General features: G+C 61.2%; 15 protein-coding genes. 11 read left to right on the top strand and 4 right to left on the bottom strand.

Annotation, left to right across the window (positions count from 1 at the left end):
* Positions 1–80 precede the first annotated feature (80 nt).
* The 8 genes from AOA59_RS13690 to AOA59_RS13725 all read left to right on the top strand — a co-directional run bounded on the left by AOA59_RS13690 (position 81) and on the right by AOA59_RS13725 (position 8,768).
* A complete protein-coding gene (locus AOA59_RS13690) occupies positions 81–416 on the top strand; it encodes a YceK/YidQ family lipoprotein (protein ID WP_065930710.1) in 336 nt (111 codons plus the stop codon).
* 197 nt (positions 417–613) lie between these two features.
* A complete protein-coding gene (locus AOA59_RS13695; RefSeq protein WP_017138507.1) occupies positions 614–2,371 on the top strand; it encodes a carbamoyltransferase in 1,758 nt (585 codons plus the stop codon).
* The gene (locus tag AOA59_RS13700) at positions 2,355–3,485 is read left to right on the top strand and encodes a glycosyltransferase (protein WP_099487862.1); all 1,131 of its coding nucleotides are present in this window, start codon (positions 2,355–2,357) and stop codon (positions 3,483–3,485) included. Before AOA59_RS13695 ends, AOA59_RS13700 begins: the two co-directional genes overlap by 17 nt.
* A complete protein-coding gene (locus tag AOA59_RS13705) occupies positions 3,485–4,381 on the top strand; it encodes an antimicrobial resistance protein Mig-14 (protein WP_099487864.1) in 897 nt (298 codons plus the stop codon). The genes AOA59_RS13700 and AOA59_RS13705 overlap by 1 nt, the downstream gene beginning before the upstream one ends.
* Positions 4,378–5,793 carry a PIG-L deacetylase family protein gene (locus AOA59_RS13710; protein ID WP_099487866.1) on the top strand — a complete coding sequence of 472 codons (1,416 nt, stop codon included), beginning with the start codon at positions 4,378–4,380 and terminating at the stop codon, positions 5,791–5,793. Before AOA59_RS13705 ends, AOA59_RS13710 begins: the two co-directional genes overlap by 4 nt.
* 58 nt (positions 5,794–5,851) lie before the next feature.
* A complete protein-coding gene (locus tag AOA59_RS13715; RefSeq protein ID WP_069786832.1) occupies positions 5,852–6,736 on the top strand; it encodes a DUF6625 family protein in 885 nt (294 codons plus the stop codon).
* Positions 6,733–7,887, top strand: coding sequence for a glycosyltransferase family 4 protein (locus tag AOA59_RS13720; RefSeq protein WP_099487868.1), 1,155 nt, complete (start codon positions 6,733–6,735; stop codon positions 7,885–7,887). Before AOA59_RS13715 ends, AOA59_RS13720 begins: the two co-directional genes overlap by 4 nt.
* Complete coding sequence (locus AOA59_RS13725) at positions 7,884–8,768, top strand: glycosyltransferase (RefSeq protein WP_099487869.1); 885 nt, start codon at positions 7,884–7,886, stop codon at positions 8,766–8,768. Before AOA59_RS13720 ends, AOA59_RS13725 begins: the two co-directional genes overlap by 4 nt.
* A gap of 209 nt (positions 8,769–8,977) precedes the next feature.
* Here the strand turns inward: AOA59_RS13725 and AOA59_RS13735 are convergent, their stop codons facing one another.
* On the bottom strand, positions 8,978–10,840 hold the full coding sequence (locus tag AOA59_RS13735; protein WP_099487871.1) for an O-antigen ligase family protein: 1,863 nt from the start codon (positions 10,838–10,840) through the stop codon (positions 8,978–8,980).
* Between the two features lie 159 nt (positions 10,841–10,999).
* Here AOA59_RS13735 and msbA point away from each other — a divergent pair, with 159 nt between their 5' ends.
* The 3 genes from msbA to AOA59_RS13750 all read left to right on the top strand — a co-directional run bounded on the left by msbA (position 11,000) and on the right by AOA59_RS13750 (position 15,374).
* A complete protein-coding gene (msbA, locus tag AOA59_RS13740; RefSeq protein ID WP_017138499.1) occupies positions 11,000–12,805 on the top strand; it encodes a lipid A export permease/ATP-binding protein MsbA in 1,806 nt (601 codons plus the stop codon).
* 216 nt (positions 12,806–13,021) lie between these two features.
* Positions 13,022–14,446, top strand: a complete 1,425-nt coding sequence (hldE, locus tag AOA59_RS13745; protein ID WP_017138498.1) for a bifunctional D-glycero-beta-D-manno-heptose-7-phosphate kinase/D-glycero-beta-D-manno-heptose 1-phosphate adenylyltransferase HldE — start codon at positions 13,022–13,024, stop codon at positions 14,444–14,446.
* Positions 14,439–15,374 (top strand): NAD-dependent epimerase/dehydratase family protein, encoded by a 936-nt coding sequence (locus AOA59_RS13750; protein ID WP_099487873.1) that lies wholly within the window; start codon positions 14,439–14,441, stop codon positions 15,372–15,374. Before hldE ends, AOA59_RS13750 begins: the two co-directional genes overlap by 8 nt.
* A 152-nt stretch (positions 15,375–15,526) precedes the next feature.
* Here AOA59_RS13750 and AOA59_RS13755 read toward each other — a convergent pair whose 3' ends face one another.
* From AOA59_RS13755 to AOA59_RS13765, 3 genes are read right to left on the bottom strand one after another with little or no spacing between them, the layout of a single operon-like run.
* Positions 15,527–16,486, bottom strand: coding sequence for a hypothetical protein (locus AOA59_RS13755; protein ID WP_056860552.1), 960 nt, complete (start codon positions 16,484–16,486; stop codon positions 15,527–15,529).
* Between the two features lie 41 nt (positions 16,487–16,527).
* The gene (locus tag AOA59_RS13760; RefSeq protein WP_069786837.1) at positions 16,528–17,340 is read right to left on the bottom strand and encodes an aldo/keto reductase; all 813 of its coding nucleotides are present in this window, start codon (positions 17,338–17,340) and stop codon (positions 16,528–16,530) included.
* Entirely contained in the window at positions 17,337–18,512 is a 1,176-nt protein-coding gene (locus AOA59_RS13765) for an FAD-binding oxidoreductase (protein ID WP_099487875.1), read from the bottom strand. The genes AOA59_RS13760 and AOA59_RS13765 overlap by 4 nt, the downstream gene beginning before the upstream one ends.
* Positions 18,513–18,553: the final 41 nt, after the last annotated feature.

Here is an 18,553-nt window from a genome sequence, read left to right on the forward strand (position 1 = left end):
CGAAACATTGGGACATTGTGATCTGGGGGCTCACAGCATCCCGATGCTAGCGTGGCTGACGACTATTCGAGGGGTTGGCGATGGGCACAAAACTGGCGGCTGCACTGGGGGCGTTTTCATTGGCGTTAAGTGGGTGCGGAACCGTTAACACGGTTTTTCGCGATGATCTGTCAGCGACCCGCGAGTTGCGCAAGCAAAAAACCTACTGCGAGTCCATTCCCCGTGCCTATAGCGGCCTGGCATTCAACTTTTGCCTGCTCAACGCGCCTCCGGACATCACGGGCGTACTGGTGCCGGTGATACTGGTGGATATGACCGCCTCGGGTATTGTTGATACCGTGGTGCTGCCCTATACGATCTACCAGCAGGGCACGCTGGGCAATATGGGCATTTACTGGCGCCCCGGTCGCTCGTAGCCACGGGGATCATCATGCGCCGAAGCAAGGACGGCAGCACCGAGACCTACTCGTAACCCGCTTGCCGCTTGCCGCTAACAGCTTCCTGCTGCTTTTAAGTTATAATCCCGCCCTTTAGCTGTTTCTCGCTCAGGCGGGAGGCACACTTTTTTCAGGCGCAACCCGCCTGCATGCAGACTAAAAGAGGCTAGACCCCAGTGGCATTGACGATTCTTGGCCTGTCCGGCGCCCTTAGCCATGATCCTTCCGCAGCCCTGTATATCGACGGCAAGCTGATCGCGGCCGCCGAAGAAGAGCGCTTCGTACGCGACAAACATGCAAAGAACCGCATGCCCTACGAATCGGCGAAGTTCTGCCTGGAACAAGCCGGCATCAAGCCTTCCGACGTTGACGTGGTGGCGATTCCGTTCGCCCCGATCAGCCTGTTCGGCGAGGCGCGCTGGCACTACGCCAAGCGTTACTGGTACGCCCCGGACCGCGCCCTTGACGCGATCCTGATGGGCAACCGTCGCTACAAGCGTTACCGCAACAAGATCGTCTGGTGCCTGGAGCAACTGGGCTTCGATCCGAAGAAAATCAAGATCGAACCGGTTGAACACCACCTGGCTCACGCCTCCAGCGCTTACCACTGCTCGGGTTTCCAGGAAAAAACCGCGATCCTGGGCATCGACGGCAAAGGTGAGTACGCCACCACGTTCTTCGGCTACGGCGAAAACGGCAAGATCCACAAGATCAAGGAATTCTACGACCCGGACTCCCTGGGTGGCCTGTACGGCGCGATCACCGAGTTCCTCGGTTTCGAGATGCTCGACGGCGAGTTCAAGGTCATGGGCATGGCGCCCTATGGTGACGCCAGCAAATACGATTTCTCGCGCCTGGCCTCGTTTGAAAACGGCGAGTTGGTGATCAACACCGACTACGCCAACGTCATCGGCCTGCGCCGTTATAAAGAGAAGGGCAAGGGTTTCTACTTCTCGCCGAAACTGATCGAGTGGCTGGGGCCCAAGCGCGAAGGCGACATCGCCGACGAGCCTTACATCCACTACGCGGCCAGCATGCAGGCGCTGTTCGAGAAACTGGCCTTGCAGATGATCGACCACTACCTGGGCGACATCCTCAAGGACACCGGCAAGCTGGCGTTTGCCGGTGGTTGCGCGCTGAACGTCAAGCTGAACCAGAAGATCATTGCCCGCGATGACGTGAAAGAGCTGTTCGTGCAGCCTGCGTCCGGCGATGCCGGCACCGCGGTTGGCGCCGCGGCCTATGTGTCCCACGCCCGTGGTGTGCCGGTGGAGAAGATGGAGCACGTCTATCTCGGCCCGTCCTACAGCAACGAAGACGTGATTGCCGCGTGCGCCAAGCACGAAAGCAAGCCGGTATGGCGCAAGATCGAAAACATGCCCAAGCGCATCGCCAAGATCATGGTCGACGGCAACCCGGTGGCCTGGTTCCAGGGCCGCATGGAGTTCGGCCCGCGTGCCTTGGGCGGTCGTTCGATCATCGGTTGCCCAAGCGCGACCGGCGTGGCCGACCGCATTAACCACCAGATCAAGTTCCGCGAGCGCTGGAGGCCTTTCTGCCCGTCGATGCTCGACACCGTGGCCCCGCAGATGATCAAGGTCGATCACCCGGCGCCGTTCATGACCTTCACCTTTGAAGTGTCCGAAGAGTGGAAAACCCGCGTACCGGAAGTGGTCCATGAAGATGGCACCTCCCGCGCCCAGGTGCTCAAGCGCGAATACAACCCGCGTTACTACGACATGATGAAAGAGCTGGAAGTATTGACCGGCAACGGCGTGTCGCTGAACACCTCGCTCAACCGCCGTGGCGAGGCGATGATCTGCTCGCCGACCGACGCGCTGAACATGTTCTTCGGCTCCGACCTGCAATACCTGATCATGGAAGACATCCTGGTCGTCAAAGACGGCGTGGACCCTTATGACTCGGTCGGCTGAACGCCACGTCCTGCAGTTCTGCCACGGCTATGACGGGCCGTTCCTGGACTGCGCGCGGCAGTACGCCAGCCTGTTCGCAGGCACCGGCTACAAGGTGACCACGGTGTTTCTCACCGGGGTCGCCGACCCCGATGTCGCCGCCGGTTGCGCCTCTGATGAAGTGCTGTTCATGGAGTTCAGCTCCAAGGCCATTCGTGGCCTCAAGCTGGGCGCCATCCGTGAATTACGCAAGATCGCCGCATCGCGCAACTTCAGTTTCTGCATTGCCCACCGCTTCAAGCCGATCTACATCGCCTTGCTCGGTACACGCCTGCCGGTGATCGGCGTGCATCACGCCTTTGGTGATTATCAGCGCCGCAGCCGCAAGCTGTTTGCTTCGATTTTCAGCAAGCGCTTGAGCCTGCTCGGTGTGTCCGATGCGGTGCGCGACGATATGCGCCGCTGCCTCCCGGCCTGGCCGGCGGCCCGTATCCAGACCTTGTATAACCGCATCGATGTGCAGGCCATGCAAGCGTTGCAGGTGTCGGCCGATGAGGCGCGTGATGCCCTGGGGCTGTCGCCGGATGAGTGGGTGGTCGGCAATGTCGGCCGCCTGCACCCGGACAAGGACCAAGCCACCTTGCTCAAAGGTTTTGCCTTGGCCTTGCCGCATTTGCCGGCGCAGAGCCGGTTGGCGATCCTCGGCACCGGCCGCCTGGAGCAAGACCTCAAGTCGCTGGCCCGCGCGCTGGGCATTGCCGAACAGGTACTGTTCCTCGGCCAGGTGCCGGATGCGCGCCGGTATTTCCGTGCATTCGACGTCTTTGCCCTCAGCTCCGACCATGAGCCGTTCGGCATGGTGCTGCTGGAGGCCATGGCCGCTGGCGTGCCGCTGCTCGCCACCTCGTGTGGCGGCGCGCGGGAAGTGGTTGAAGGCGTGGGCATCCTGTTTCCGTTTGGCGATGCCGACCACTTGGGGCAGGGCCTTCGGCATTTGGCCGCGATGGATCGTCAGCAGCACCAGCAGTGCGCCGAGATGATGCTTGAGCGCCTGCACCAGCGGTTTTCGGATCAGGCCGTGCGCGATACCTTCTGGCAGTTGCCTGCTGTCACCGAACTGACCGCGAGGGCTTGATGCTCAATCGATTCCAAGGCTTTCGCGAGCGCGGTTGGTCGGTGGTTGACGCGCCGACCTACAGCCATGCCTGGCAGCGTTTTGGCGGCAGTGTCGCCACCCATCCGCAGGTGGTCGAGCGTCTGGCCGGGCTGGCCGAAATTCCGGTGCGCTATTTGGCCTGGGAGCAGGGCGGCGAACTTAAAGCCTGCATTGCGACCTGGGGGCGCGACCTGGCGTTGTCCAAGGAGGTGCTCAAGCGCAATGGCAAAAAAGGCTTGTTCGACCTCGGCAACGCCGAGTTGATCCTGCCCGCCGCCGTTGATGCCCAGGCGCCGCTGCGCCATCGCGCGCGTTACCTGTCGGCCCTCAATGAAGGCCGTTTTACCGGTATCAAGCTTCAGGCCGAACAGTTGGCCATGGCGCGTACGCCTGAAGAACTGTCGAAAAAGTTTCGCTATAACCAGCGCCGTGAATTGCGCCTGCTGGAAGAGGCGGGCGGTGTGGTGCGGCCGGTGCAGGACTTCTCCAGCGCCGAGCTGGCGGCGATCTACTGCGACCTGTTCCAGCGCCGCTGGGGCTTCGCGGCCACCGGTGCCGCGCACATGGCGCAGGTGATCGAGTTGCTGCGTGAGTGGCTGATCGGATCGGTGATTTTCCTCAACGATGCGCCGATTGCCGTGCAACTGGTGTATCGCGTTGAAGCGCCGCAGTGGGTCAGCGTCGAATACATTAATGGCGGCGTAGACCCCGAAACCCGTGCCTTCAGCCCCGGCAGCGTGCTGAGCTTCCTCAATACGCAAAGTGCCTGGGAACAGGCGCGGGAAGTCGGCAAGCCCCTGCGCTTTTCGTTCGGCCGCGCGGACCGTGAGTACAAGGACCGCTGGTGCAACCCCGTGCCGGTGTTCACCGTATGAGTGCCTCGACAAGCCGCAAGCAGGCGCTGCTCAAGCGCCATCGCCGCAATAAGCGCATCGGGCTGCTGGTCAGCCTGCTGGTGCTTATTGCGGTGGGTGTGCTGGTGGCCTGGTGGTTGCCGCTGCTGTTGGCGGTGCTGGCCTGGGTGGCCCATGAAGCCTGGTTTGCCGACCACTTGTTTTACTCGCCCAAGGACGACTATCAGTATCAATTTGCCGCCGATACCGAACAACCCAAGGTAACGTTGGACAAGGGCCGTTTGGTGCTCGGCCAGGCGCTGGAGCTGGCGGGTGATGAGACCTTGATCCTCGCACTGCGGCTCAAGAGCAACCTGCTCGGACGCTTTATCGACCCCTATGTCGCGTTACCGGGCGGCGACCGCCAGGTGTTCGAGCGCGGCGTCAACGGCCTGCGCTACCTCAACCTCACCGGCCAGGCGCAAGCCTTGCTGGCTGGGCAGTTGCCGTTGCGTGGCCGGTTTTGCCGAGTACAGGGTGAGCCTGTGCTGTCGGTATTCCGCCAGCCGGATGTGCGTCAGCAGCGGGTGATGGTGATTGCACCGCATGCCGACGACGCCGAACTGGCTGCCTTTGGCCTGTACAGCCAGGCCGCACAGCCCTGGATTGTGACGCTGACCGCCGGTGAGATCGAAGCCGAGCATTATCAGCACATGGGCCTGGGCAAGCCTGAAGCGGCACGCCTCAAGGGCCGGCTGCGAGCCTGGGACAGTATTGCCGTGCCGCGCTGGGCTGGCGTGCCGCCGGAACACTGCGTTCAGCTCGGGTACTTTTGCCTGCAGTTGGCGGCGATGAAAGCTGAGCCTGGGCGCGCCATTGCGTCGCGGGAAGCCGAGTTGAGCGATATTCGCCTGTTTCGCCAATTCAACCCGTTCCCACTGCCCGCCGATGCCGACGGCCAGCCGACCTGGAACAACCTGCTGGCGGACCTGCGTGCCGTGCTGTTGAGGGCGCGTCCTGAGGTCATCGTGTTGCCGCATCCGGTGATCGATCCGCACCCCGACCATATCTGCGCGCAGCAAGCTGTCTTGGAAGCCTTGCAGGGCCTGGAATGGCAGCCGACTACCTTGCTCGGCTACGCCAACCACCTGCATGACAACGACCGCTGGCCGATGGGGGATTCGGGCAATAGTGTCGCTTTGCCGCCATGCTTCGATTCCTCTAACATTTTGCAACCATATTGCCTGCCAGTATCGGAGGAGCGGCAGTGTGAAAAGGCCATGTCGCTGGGCATGATGCATGACTTGCAACCGCAGATGCCGTTCAAACGGCGGGTGCGGCGAGTCATACAGCGTCTGCTGGCTGGAAGGGCCGTCTCGCCGTGGGGTGAGAACGAGTTTTTCCGCAAGGCCATTCGGCGTCATGAACTCTTTTGGTTCATCAAGCACAAGTAACGTTAAGCAACGTGGTGGCGCGTAGCGTGCCCCAGTACCAAATGACAGTGAGTCCCCCTTGAGCAATCCGTGCCCCCGCATCCTTTTCATTATTCCTTACTTTGGCCGCTGGCCATTCTGGATGCCGTTTTTTCTCGAAAGCTGCCGCCACAACGCCGACATTGACTGGTTGCTGTTCAGCGACTGCCCGATGCCGGCCAGTGTGCCGGACAATGTCCGCATCGAAAGCATCACCTTTGCCGATTACTGCACGCTGGTTTCCCAGCGGCTGTACATCAATTTTGCGCCCCAGGCGCCGTACAAGCTGTGCGACATCAAGCCGGCGCTGGGGCATATCCACGCTGACCGCCTCAACGGTTACGATTTTTGGGCGTTTGGCGATCTGGACCTGATCTACGGCAACCTGCGCGAGTATTTCACCGCCGAGCGCTTGGCCAGCTATGACTTGTTCTCAACCCATGAGCGACGGGTCGCCGGGCATTTGTGCCTGATGCGCAACACGCCCCGCAAGCGGCATGCGTTCATGCGCATCAAGGATTGGGAGGCGCGTTTTACCGATCAGGCGCATCATGCGCTGGATGAAGGCGCCTTCAGTCGGATTTTCCTGTGGCGCAAGAATTTCCCCAAGCCGCTGTTCGAGTTGGTCGGCAAGTTAAACCCATGGCGTCGGCGCAGTGAGTTCACCGAGGCGTTCAGTACGCCCGGTGGTGTGATCAAATGGCACGACGGCAGTGATTGCTTCCCGCATCAATGGTTCTGGAACAAGGGCCGCCTGACCAACGACAGGGATGGTGAACGGGAATTTCCGTATTTCCATTTTGTCTGCTGGAAGCGTAATCAATGGCCGTTGCTACCGGAGCCTGACGCCGAGTACGTCGAGACGCTCGCGGCTGAAACAGCCTGGGTGGTTGATGCCACAGGTTTCCATCGAGGAGAGTTATGAGTCGGCGTTTCAAGGTCCTGCAACTGCAGCCTGACTACAATGTTAAATCCCATGACTTTGCCGACCTGGCCGAGCAGATCGTCAAGGCATTGCCTGCCGAGCGCTACGAGGTCACCGCCGCGTTCCTGCGTGGCAAGCCGGCGCCTGGCGAACCGGTCAGCCGGGCGGCCAAGTCGGTCTACTTCGAGTTTTCCGACAAGTCGCTCAAAGGCTTGCGGCTGCGCGCCATGTGGCAACTGTATAAGTTTTGCCGCCGCGAACAGTTCGATGTGGTGGTGTGCAACCGCTTCAAGCCGGTCAACATGATGTTGCAGCTCAACCGTTGGTTGAAGATCCCGCTGTGCATCGGCATCTCCCACGGTTTTGGCGAGTATGACCGCCTGTACCGGCGGAAGCAGGCGCAGCGCTGGATCGACGCGCACTGGCGCTTTGTCGGCGTGTCGCCGGCGGTCAAGCAGTACCTGCTCGATTGCCGGTGCGGTTTTACCGACCAGAATACCTACGCCATTACCAACGCCATCGACATCGAACAGGCCGAAGGCTTGCAGCATTCACGCACGCGCGCGCGCGAGTTGCTGGGCATCGACCCTTCGGTGCGCTTGATCGGTGCCTTGGGCCGGCTGGTGCCGGTCAAGGGCCACATCTATTTGCTGCAAGCGTTCGCGGCGCTCAAAGAAAAATACCCAACCGCGCAGCTGGCGATCATTGGCGCCGGGCGCGAAGAGGCCAACCTGGCCACGCAAATCCAGGGCCTTGGCCTGGATGGGCGCGTGCACTTGTTGGGCTTTAAGGAAAATGCGCTGCAATACGTGCGTGCCTTTGACATTTGGGCAATGCCTTCGCTCGCAGAAGGCCTGGGCCTGGCGCTGCTGGAAGGCATGAGCGGCCGCCTGCCGGTGATTGCCTCCAGCGTGCCGGCCATGTTGCCGTTGATCGAAGGCGCCGGTGGCCTGGCGGTGGAGCCGGCCAACGTGCCCCAGTTGACCGAGGCGCTGGACACTTACCTGGCGCTGTCCGACGAGGCACTCGCACAAAAAGGCGAGCAGGCCTTCCAGTACCTTCAGGCGCAACACGACATTGAGGTATTCCGCCAGGAGTACCTGGAGCTGATCGATTCAGGCTTGGCTCAAGCACGCGGGAAGAATGTATGAACCAGAGTCAGCCCTTGGTCACGGTGATCATTGCGTCGTATAACCACGCGCCCTACATTGAGGAAAGTATCCTCAGTGTATTGAACCAGACCTATCCCAACATCGAACTGCTGGTGGTGGATGACGGCTCGACAGACGACAGTGTCGAGCGCATCCGTCGCCTGCAGGAACATCACGCGTTCGACTTTCGTGTGCAGCATAATCAGGGGCTGACCAACACCCTCAATGGCGCGATTGCCCGGTCCCAGGGGCCGCTGATCGTGCCGTTCGGTTCGGACGACATCATGATGCCCGAGCGCATTGCGACTCAGGTGGCCTATATGGATGGCAAGCCTGAGGTGGGAATCTGTGCGGGCAATATCGAGCTGATCGACTCCCAGGGTGAGTTGTTTCCGGAGAAGCGTCAGCGCCGTGATGTGCCGTTTCGACGCCTGGATTTCGACGATATGTTCCTGGAGCGCAAACCTTACCCGCCGGCGCCTACGCTGATGATCCGGCGTGAAGCGCTGGAAAAGGTCGGCGGGTTTGACCCGCAGATTCGCCTGGAAGACTTGCTGATCGAGTTGAAGATTACCCACGCCGGGTACTTCATCGATGGTTTGAACGTGGTGATGGCGCGCTACCGCAAGCACGCCACCAATTCGTACAAGAATCATCGATTCATGATCGATAACATTTTGCGCTCATACGCGTTGTTCAGTGATCACCCGCTGTACGACGAGGTGCGTTACAAATTCCTCAGTTCCATGTTCCTCAAGACCTCCAACCGCAATCGTGCGTTGGCGCGGGAGCTGTTGGCGCAGATCCCGTTTCGGGCCTGGAACAAGAAGACGTGGCGCGGTTTGGCTCGCCTGTATTTTTCTCCGCTGGAAAAAGACTGATACCAAGAGCAGGGCAGTACACCTCTGCTGGGTGTACTGCGATCTAAATGTGGGAGCTGGCTTGCCTGCGATGGCATCAACTCGGTGTACCTGATGTACCGAGGTGTCTGCATCGCAGGCAAGCCAGCTCCCACAGAAGGGCAGCTCTAAAACTGCATGCGGTCAACTGTGGAAGCCCCCTCCCACATCTATCTGTGCCGAATACGGCCTCAGGCCGCCGGGCGCGCGAGTGTCAGCACCTGTTCGCGGATTTTCTGCGTGGCGTGCGGCGAAGCCACCGAGGCATAGCCCTTGGCCAATTGCTCAAAGTGCGCTTCGAACAACCAATTGCGATCCTGCGAATAGCGTTGCATATGCTTGAGGTTGCGCTGGCGCAGGGTGTTGCGCAGCGCTGATGGATAGACGCGCATATCCGCCACGTCGATCAGGCCGAACTCTCCGTCTTCCAGCAGCAATACATTGCCCAGGTGCAGGGAGCGGAAGTACACGCCGCGTTCATGCAGCTGGGCCATAAACCGGCCAAACCGTTCGATCAGCGATTCGCGCAGGCTGCTGTCCAGGCTTTGCAAGGCCTGGCGCAACGTCAGGCCCGGCAGTGGCTGGTAACGCACGGCGGTGCTGCCGTCGTGCAGGCTGTACAGGTCAAGGATCGGCGGTGACACAATGCCCAGTGCCTGCAGCTGTTCGCTGTTGCAGGCAAACCGTTCCGAATACGGATTGAATGTGCCCGAGGTGTACCAGCGTCGAGCCCTGAACAGCTTGAGGAAGCTGCCATCGCCCAGGCGCAGGACTTTGGGCCCCAGGCCATCTTCCTCGACGATATGAGCGCCTTCGCACAGGGCTTTGAATGCCTGTGGCTTGGGCGTGCTCACCACAATGCGCAGCAGGCTATGGCGCCGCTTGGCGATGCTCAGGCCGGCGATCAGGGCGAGGGGGATCCACAGCAGGAACCAGTGCTCCTTGGGCCGCGACAGGATGCCACCGCCTTCGGTGAGCCCCGCGCCGATGCCGTAGGCCAGCAGAGAGGAGGTCAGGATAAACAGCGGCTGCGCGCGTTCCTTAAGCCCTGCGTACAGCCCGCGGCCCAGCATGAAGATCCACGGGATAAAGCCGATGATGCCGACGTAATAAAGCACGCCCAAGGCAAAACTGTGGGGTTCGCGCAGCGGTTCAAAATCGTAGTTGGCAGGTTTCACATAGAGTTCGGAGTCGTAGCTGTGGCCGAGCCATGGATGGTCGGAGATGCGGTCGAGGATGATTTGCCAGATTTCGAAGCGGAATGAGCTGCCGCGCTCGGTGATGTGTTGCGGGTAAAACAGCAGCAGGCCGGCGGCCGCCAGCACCAGGGCGGCAATCATCAGCGCCGAGCGCCGATTGCGGCTGAGCAGGCCCATCCAGAGGACGGCCATTACCAGTGCAACCAATGGCGTCCTGGAACCGGTGGCCAGAATTGCCAGGGCCATGACCGCCAGGGCCGGTGCGCTGAGCCACAGTATGCGCAAGCGTTTGGTGGTGACGCAGAGGTACAGCCAATACACGCAGAAAAAGCCGAACAGGTGGGAACTGAGCAGCGGGTTGTCCAGGGCGCCCAGGCCGCCAATCATGCGCATGCTTGGCGCAAAGCCTTTGACGAATGCCACCAGGTTCAACAGCGTCACCACCAGCGCAATCATGGCGGCACTGAAGAAGATCGGCTTGAACAGGTCATTGCGGTAATGCAGCAGCAGCCCGCAGCCGGCAAACAGCATGAACGTCTGCAGCGGGATCTTGAACAGGTTCGAGTCGCCAGTGGGCTCCGGGCTCCAGAGCACCGTGATCATGGCCCATGCGCAAAACGCCGTGAAGGCAAGCACCAGCGGCTCGAGCAGTAACTGTTTGAGTTCCCGTGGGCGCAGGCACAGCAGGAGCAAGGCCGGCAGCGCGAAGAAAATGTAGAAGCCGCGATGCATCACATTGCGATTGTTGACGAAGAACAGCGAACTCAAAAGCAACAGCAAGCCAATGGGCAAAATCCAGAGGACCAGGAAGTCGAAAACGCGATTTGTGCCGTAGGTAAGGCGCTTGGAGTGCATACAGTAAAGCCGTTCCAGAATAGAGAAAGCCGACCATGTTAAGACAGTGGCTATATAATGTCGCCCTTTGGATCCCGCCGGGCCGCGGGTTACGTCGGGTGCAAGTACAACAGAGAAGCTGTGCTAAAGTCAGCCTCCTTTTTCAAAACGCCGCGTGATATGACCGACTCCAGTCCGAGCGCAAGCCCTTCGAGCTTGAAAATATACTTCCGCCTGCTCATGTACGTTAAGCCCTACGCCGGCTTGTTCGCGTTGAGTATCGTCGGATTTCTGATTTTCGCGTCGACCCAGCCTATGCTGGGGTACATCCTCAAGTACTTTGTCGACGGCCTATCCAACCCTGACGCCGTGCTGTTCCCCAGCGTACCCTTCCTGCGTGACATGAAATTGTTGCAAGCCGTGCCGTTGCTGATCATTTTGATCGCTGCCTGGCAGGGCTTGGGTTCGTTCCTGGGCAACTACCTGCTGGCCAAGGTATCCCTGGGCCTGGTCCATGACCTGCGCGTGCAGTTGTTCAACAACCTGCTGACGCTGCCCAACCGCTACTTTGACAACCACAACTCCGGGCACCTGATTTCGCGCATCACTTTCAACGTGACCATGGTGACGGGCGCGGCCACCGATGCCATCAAGGTGGTGATCCGTGAAGGCATGACGGTGATCTTCCTGTTTGCCTCGCTGCTGTTCATGAACTGGCGCCTGACGCTGGTGATGATCGCCATCCTGCCGTTGATTGCGGTGATGGTCAGCACGGCCAGCAAGAAATTCCGCAAGCAGAGCAAGAAAATCCAGGTGGCCATGGGTGATGTGACCCACGTGGCTTCGGAAACCATCCAGGGCTATCGCGTGGTGCGCAGCTTCGGCGGTGAAGTCTACGAAGAGAAACGCTTCTTCAAGGCCAGCCAGGGCAACACCGACAAGCAACTGCGTATGACCCGCACCGGGGCCATCTACACCCCGTTGCTGCAACTGGTGATCTACACCGCCATGGCGGTGCTGATGTTCCTGGTGCTCTACCTTCGTGGTGACGCATCGGCCGGTGACATGGTGGCGTACATCACCTTGGCCGGGCTGTTGCCCAAGCCGATCCGCCAACTGTCGGAAGTCAGCTCGACCATCCAGAAAGGCGTGGCCGGTGCTGAAAGCATTTTCGAACAGCTGGACGAAGAGCAGGAAGTGGATCGCGGCAGCGTCGAGCGCGACAAGGTCAGCGGCCGTCTGGAAGTGCGTAACCTGAACTTCACTTACCCAGGCACCGAGCGCCATGTGCTCAAGGACATCACTTTCACCGCAGAGCCCGGGCAGATGATCGCCCTGGTGGGCCGTTCCGGCAGCGGCAAGTCCACACTGGCCAGCCTGATCCCGCGTTTCTACCACCACGAAAGCGGCGAGATCCTGCTCGACGGCGTAGAGGTCGAAGACTACAAGCTGCTCAACCTGCGCAAGCATATTGCCCAGGTGACCCAGCATGTCACGCTGTTCAGCGACACCGTGACCAACAACATCGCCTACGGCGACCTGGCCGGCGCGCCACGGGCCGACGTTGAAGCGGCGGCTGCGGATGCTTACGCCAAAGACTTCATCGACCAGTTGCCCAAAGGCTTCGATACCCAGGTCGGTGAGAACGGCGTGCTGCTGTCCGGCGGCCAACGTCAGCGCCTGGCAATCGCCCGGGCCTTGCTGAAGAACGCGCCACTGCTGATTCTGGACGAGGCCACCTCGGCCCTCGACACCGAATCCGAGCGGCACATTCAGGCGGCCCTGGACAAAGTCATGCAAGGCCGTACGACCCTGGTGATTGCCCACCGCCTGTCCACCATCGAGAAGGCCGACCTGATCCTGGTGATGGACGACGGCCGGATTGTCGAGCGCGGCAGCCACGCCGAGCTGCTGGCCCAGAACGGCTACTACGCCCGCCTGCATGCCATGGGCCTGGATGCCCCGGTGCCGGCCGACATCACCTGAACCTTGTGGGAGCGGGCTTGCCCGCGATAGCGCAGTGTCAGTCACCGAATGTTTCGACTGATTCACCGCCATCGCGGGCAAGCCCGCTCCCACATGTGTTCCTCGGTGGATTCAATGGCAGACTCGTCGCACTATCTTCTGTGCACACCCTCCACAAGCCTCCCATAACCCTGTGCTAATATCGCGCCCCTGTTCATTTTGTATGTGGGTTGCTCCATGAAGTTGTCCATGCCGCGATTCGATCAAGCCCCTGTCTTGGTGGTCGGCGATGTCATGCTCGACCGTTACTGGCATGGCGGTACCTCACGGATTTCCCCTGAGGCACCGGTACCGGTAGTCAAGGTCGAGCAAATCGAAGACCGTCCAGGTGGCGCTGCCAACGTTGCCCTCAATATTGCCGCCCTCGGCGCCCCGGCCTCCCTGGTGGGTGTGACCGGCGACGACGAAGCCGCCGACAGCCTGGCCAACAGCCTGCGCGGTGCCGGCGTGCGTGCGCTGTTCCAGCGCATTGCCCATCAGCCGACCATCGTCAAGCTGCGGGTCATGAGCCGTCACCAGCAATTGCTGCGTATCGATTTCGAAGAACCCTTCGCCACCGACGCCCTGGCCCTCAGTGGTCAGGTCGACGCGTTGCTCGAAGGTATCAAGGTGCTGGTGTTGTCCGACTACGGCAAAGGCGCCTTGAAAAACCACCAGATGCTGATCCAGGCCGCCAAGGCCCGTGGCATTCCGGTTCTGGCCGATCCCAAGGGCAAGGACTTCTCGATTTATCGGGGCGCCAGCCTGATCACGCCAAACCTCAGCGAGTTCGAAGCCATTGTCGGCGGTTGCGCCGATGAGCATGAGCTGGTGACCAAAGGCGCGGCGCTGATGGCCGACCTCGACCTGGGCGCCTTGCTGGTCACCCGTGGCGAGCACGGCATGACCCTGCTGCGCCCTGACCACCCGGCGATGCATTTGCCCGCGCGTGCCCGTGAAGTGTTCGACGTCACCGGTGCCGGTGACACGGTCATCTCCACCCTGGCCGCCTCGATTGCGGCCGGTGAAGAACTGCCCCACGCCGTGGCCCTGGCCAACCTGGCGGCGGGCATTGTGGTCGGCAAACTGGGTACCGCGGCTATCAGCGCGCCTGAGCTGCGCCGTGCGATCCAGCGCTCCGAAGGCTCGGAGCGCGGCGTGCTGGGGATCGAGCAATTGCTGCTGGCCATTGACGACGCCCGTGCCCACAAAGAAAGCATCGTGTTCACCAACGGATGCTTCGACATCCTGCATGCCGGCCACGTGACTTATCTGGAACAGGCGCGCGCCCAAGGCGACCGCCTGATCGTGGCGGTCAACGACGACGCTTCGGTGAGCCGCTTGAAAGGCCCCGGCCGTCCGATCAACAGTGTCGATCGCCGCATGGCCGTATTGGCCGGTCTTGGTGCGGTGGACTGGGTGATCAGCTTCTCTGAAGGCACCCCGGAAAACCTGCTGGCCCAGGTCAAGCCGGACGTGTTGGTCAAGGGTGGCGACTATTCTGTCGACCAGGTTGTGGGGGCCGACATCGTCAGCGCCTACGGCGGTACGGTCAAAGTGCTGGGGTTGGTTGAAAACAGCTCGACCACGGCCATTGTCGAGAAGATCCGCAACAATGAGTAATGCTCAAAAGTGGGTGTTGATCACTGGAGGTGCCGGCTTTATCGGCTCGCACCTGGTCGATGCGCTACTCGCCAAGGGCTATGCCGTGCGGGTGCTGGATGACTTGTCCACCGGCAAGCGCAGCAATCTGCCGCTGGGTAACCCCCGCGTAGAACTGATTGAAGGCAATGTCGCCAATGCCGAGCTGGTGACGCAAGCTGCCATTGGCGCCACCGCCGTGGTGCACCTGGCCGCAGTGGCCTCAGTGCAGGCTTCGGTGGATGATCCGGTGAGCACGCACCAGAGCAATTTCGTCGGCACCCTGAATGTCTGCGAAGCCATGCGCAAGGCCGGCGTGAAGCGTGTGGTGTTTGCCTCCAGCGCGGCGGTATATGGCAACAACGGCGAGGGCGCTTCGATTGACGAAGAGACCACCAAGGCACCGCTGACGCCTTACGCGTCGGACAAACTGGCGGGTGAGCACTATTTCGATTTCTATCGCCGCCAGCATGGCCTGGAGCCGGTGATTTTCCGTTTCTTCAACATCTTCGGGCCACGCCAGGATCCGTCATCGCCGTATTCCGGCGTGATCAGTATCTTCAGCGAACGCGTGCAGCAGGGTGTGCCGATCAGCGTGTTTGGCGACGGCGAGCAAACCCGGGATTTCATGTACGTGGAAGACCTGGTGGATGTGCTGGTCCAGGCCATCGAAGCGCCCGAAGCGCCATTGGGCGCGATCAACGTGGGATGGAACCGCACGACCACGCTCAAGCAGGTGTTGCAGGCGTTGGAAGAAGTGGTGGGGCGGTTGCCGGTGATCACTTACGGGCCGGCGCGCTCGGGTGATATCCGCCATTCGCGGGCGAATAACCAGCGCTTGTTGGCGAGCTTTGCGCTGCCTGAGCCTACGCCGCTGAAGGTCGGCCTGGAGCGGCTCCTAAAGGCTTGATGCATTCCAATGTGGGAGCGGCGGTGCGACGATTCGACTTGCTCGCGAATGCTGTGGTTCAGTCACATATGCATCGACTGACGCTCCGCTTTCGCGAGCAAGCCCGCTCCCACATTTGGATCGCAGCACGGCAGCCCAATAAGTAGGTGCCTTTAGCCTTTGGCCTTCTTCTTCGGCACGATCTTGCGCAGCACCCGCTGCGCCAATCGCTTCAACTTCGACTCCTTCTCAGGCTCCGCCAAGCCTTGCTGACGCAGCCAATCCTTCCAGCGAATGCGCTCATCGCGCACCAGCCAGCCTTCCTGCTGGGCGAAGCTTTCCGCCAGGTACAAGCCGCGTGTGCTGGCCGGATACAGCTGGTCTTTCTTGACGGTGTACAGCTCGGCCAGCGGCTGGCCATCCTTCAGCGGCATCAGGTACAGGTCGGGCCGCTGACGGTCCAGGCGCGCCACGAGTTGGTCACCTTCGAGGCGTTCATCCACATGGAACAGGCTCAAGGACTTGGCTTCCTTGGGGACTTCCAGGCGCAAGTCATAAATCAATTGCAGCGACGCGGTCGGCAAATGCACATACGCCCGTGGGCGCTCGATCAATTGCATGGTGGCGCAGCGCACCGGGCGGGCGGCGCCGGACAGAGGGCTCAAGCGAAACGGCAGGGCTTCACGGTAATGCAGGGCGGCGGAGTAGGGCGCGGGCAGCCAGGTGTCATTGAAGCGCCCGCCCAGCCAGCCTTCGGGTGTCTCCAGCAGGCATTCTTCGGCAATTTCCTGGATGGCGGTGTGCAGCGGCAGGTTCAGTTCGTGGGCGGGTACGTAGCCGGAGATCAGCTTGAGCACCACGTCGCCACGGTCCTGGCGGCGCTGGCGCACCAGTACCCAGTAATCCTTGTTCTGCCAATGCAGGGTCAGGCGTACCGACACGCCGAGGTTGGCCAATTCCAGGGCGAAACGTTCAGAGTCTGCCACTTCCACCGGTTTGCGCCGTTGCAGGGTCTGGGCGAAGTTGAGCGGCATGCCCACGCTCTGGTAACTCAGGCCTTCGGGGGTGGCTTCGACGTGCAGCGGCAGTGTCTTGAAGTTGCTGGGGTTTTTTCTAATCAGCGTTCGCGGCATGTCGGCTCCTTCTTGCGACGGGGTCGGCCGCGTGGGCGGCATCAGAGTTGACGAATGACTTGGGCAGCGGTCGCCACGTTGTGGGCCAGGTGCAGCGGGTTAATGGTCCCGACAATAGCACTGGCGACACCCGTTTGCGCAAACAACAGCATGAAACTGGCGCGAATTGGATCCATTCCTGGCTCAAGACACACGTGGCCGCTGGCCAGGGCCTTTTTCACCAGGATGCCTTTGCCGTGGGCGGCGGCGTAATCGATCACGGCTTTCTCGGCCTGCTCATTCAGATTGTAGGTGACCATCGCGCAATCACCTTGTTCCAGAGCCTTCACGCCACCGTCGACGGTTTTGCCGGAGAAGCCGAAACCACGGATCTTGCCCTCTTTTTTCAGCTGCGCCAGGGTCTCATAAACCTCGCAATCGTTGAGGATATGCAGGTCATTGCCATCAGAGTGCACCAGCACCAGGTCGATGAAATCCGTTTCAAGTCGTTTCAAGCTGCGCTCGATGGACATCCGCGTATGCGCGGCACTGAAATCGTGATGGGACACGCCGTCGGCAAACTCTTCGCCGACCTTGCTGACAATCACCCAATCGTTGCGCTGACCGCGCAACAGCGGCCCCAGGCGTTCCTCACTGCGGCCGTAAGCCGGCGCGGTGTCGATCAGGTTGATGCCCAGCTGCCGGGCCTGGCGCAGCAACATCCGCGCTTCGTCATCATTGGGTATCTGGAAGCCGTTGGGGTATTTCACCCCTTGATCACGGCCCAGCTTGACGGTGCCCAGGCCCAGCGGCGAAACCAGCAGGCCGGTGCTGCCCAGCGGGCGATGCAGGTCGTGCAGGGTTGGCAGGCTCATGGCAACAGTTGCTCCCAGGCAGGCTGGCCGAGGGCCGGTTTTGGAAATTCAGGCAGCGCGTCGCTGGCGCTTGGGCGGATGCCGTCGCGTTCGAGGGCGTTGATTACGCGATCGGCGAAGTCCGGTGCCAGCGCCAGTTTGGTCGGCCAGCCCACCAGCAGGCGGCCTTGCTCGGCGAGGAAGGCATTGTCGGGGCGGCTCAGACCCGATTGCAGCGGCTCGGCCCGCTCGACACGCAGGGTGGCCCATTGGGTCTGGCTCATGTCGATCCACGGCAGTAACTGCCCCAGCTCTTTTTGCGCAGTGGCGATCTGCTCTTGTGGTGTACGGGCCACGCCATCCGCCTCGGCGATATCGCCGCCCATGTACCACACCCAGTTGCCGTCGGCAGCCGGGTGAGTGGTGATGGTGAGGCGCGGCTTGGTGCCGCCGCCCAGGCAGTGCGCATACAGCGGCTTGAGGCCCGGGCCTTTGGCGATGATCATATGCAGTGGGCGGGTTTGCATGGCCGGCTGGCTCAGGCCCAGCGCGCTGAGCAGATCTGCCGTGCCGCCACCGGCACTCAGCACGATGCGCTGGGCGCGGATCTCGCGGCCATCGACCTTCAGGCCCACCAGCGTGTCGCCTTCCAGCAGCGGTTCGATATGTTGCCCGGCGAGCAGGCCGTCGCCGGCCAGTTGCGCCAGGCGCTCGATCAGGCTGGGCACATCGATGACCAGTTCGGCCAGGCGATAGACCTTGCCCTTGAAGCGCCGGTCTTGCAGGGCAGGCGGCAATTCGTCACCTTTTACCTGATCGACGCGGCCACGCACGGCTTTACTGGCGAAGAAGCTGGTGAGGTTGCCGGCGATCGTGCCGGGCGACCACAGGTAATGGGCTTCTGAGAGCAAGCGCACGCCGGTCAGGTCCAGCTCGCCGTTACCCGCCAGGGCTTCGCGCCAGCGGCGCGGCATGTCGGCAATGGCTTCGGACGCACCGGTGAGGGCGCCGTGCAGGGCGTATTTCGCGCCGCCGTGGATGATCCCCTGGGACTTCACGCTTTGCCCGCCGCCCAAGGTAGCGCTTTCCACCACCACCGTGGAAAACCCCTGGCGGCGCAGGCGTGCGTTAAGCCAGAGGCCGGCAACCCCGGCGCCGACAATCAGAACGTCGGTGGAAATAACGGATGGCATCGGCGACCTCAGTGTTCAAGACAAGAGGCGCAGTATACAGG

Origin of the sequence: Pseudomonas sp. 2822-15 (assembly GCF_002742515.1) — a bacterium.
GTDB lineage: Bacteria > Pseudomonadota > Gammaproteobacteria > Pseudomonadales > Pseudomonadaceae > Aquipseudomonas > Aquipseudomonas salomonii.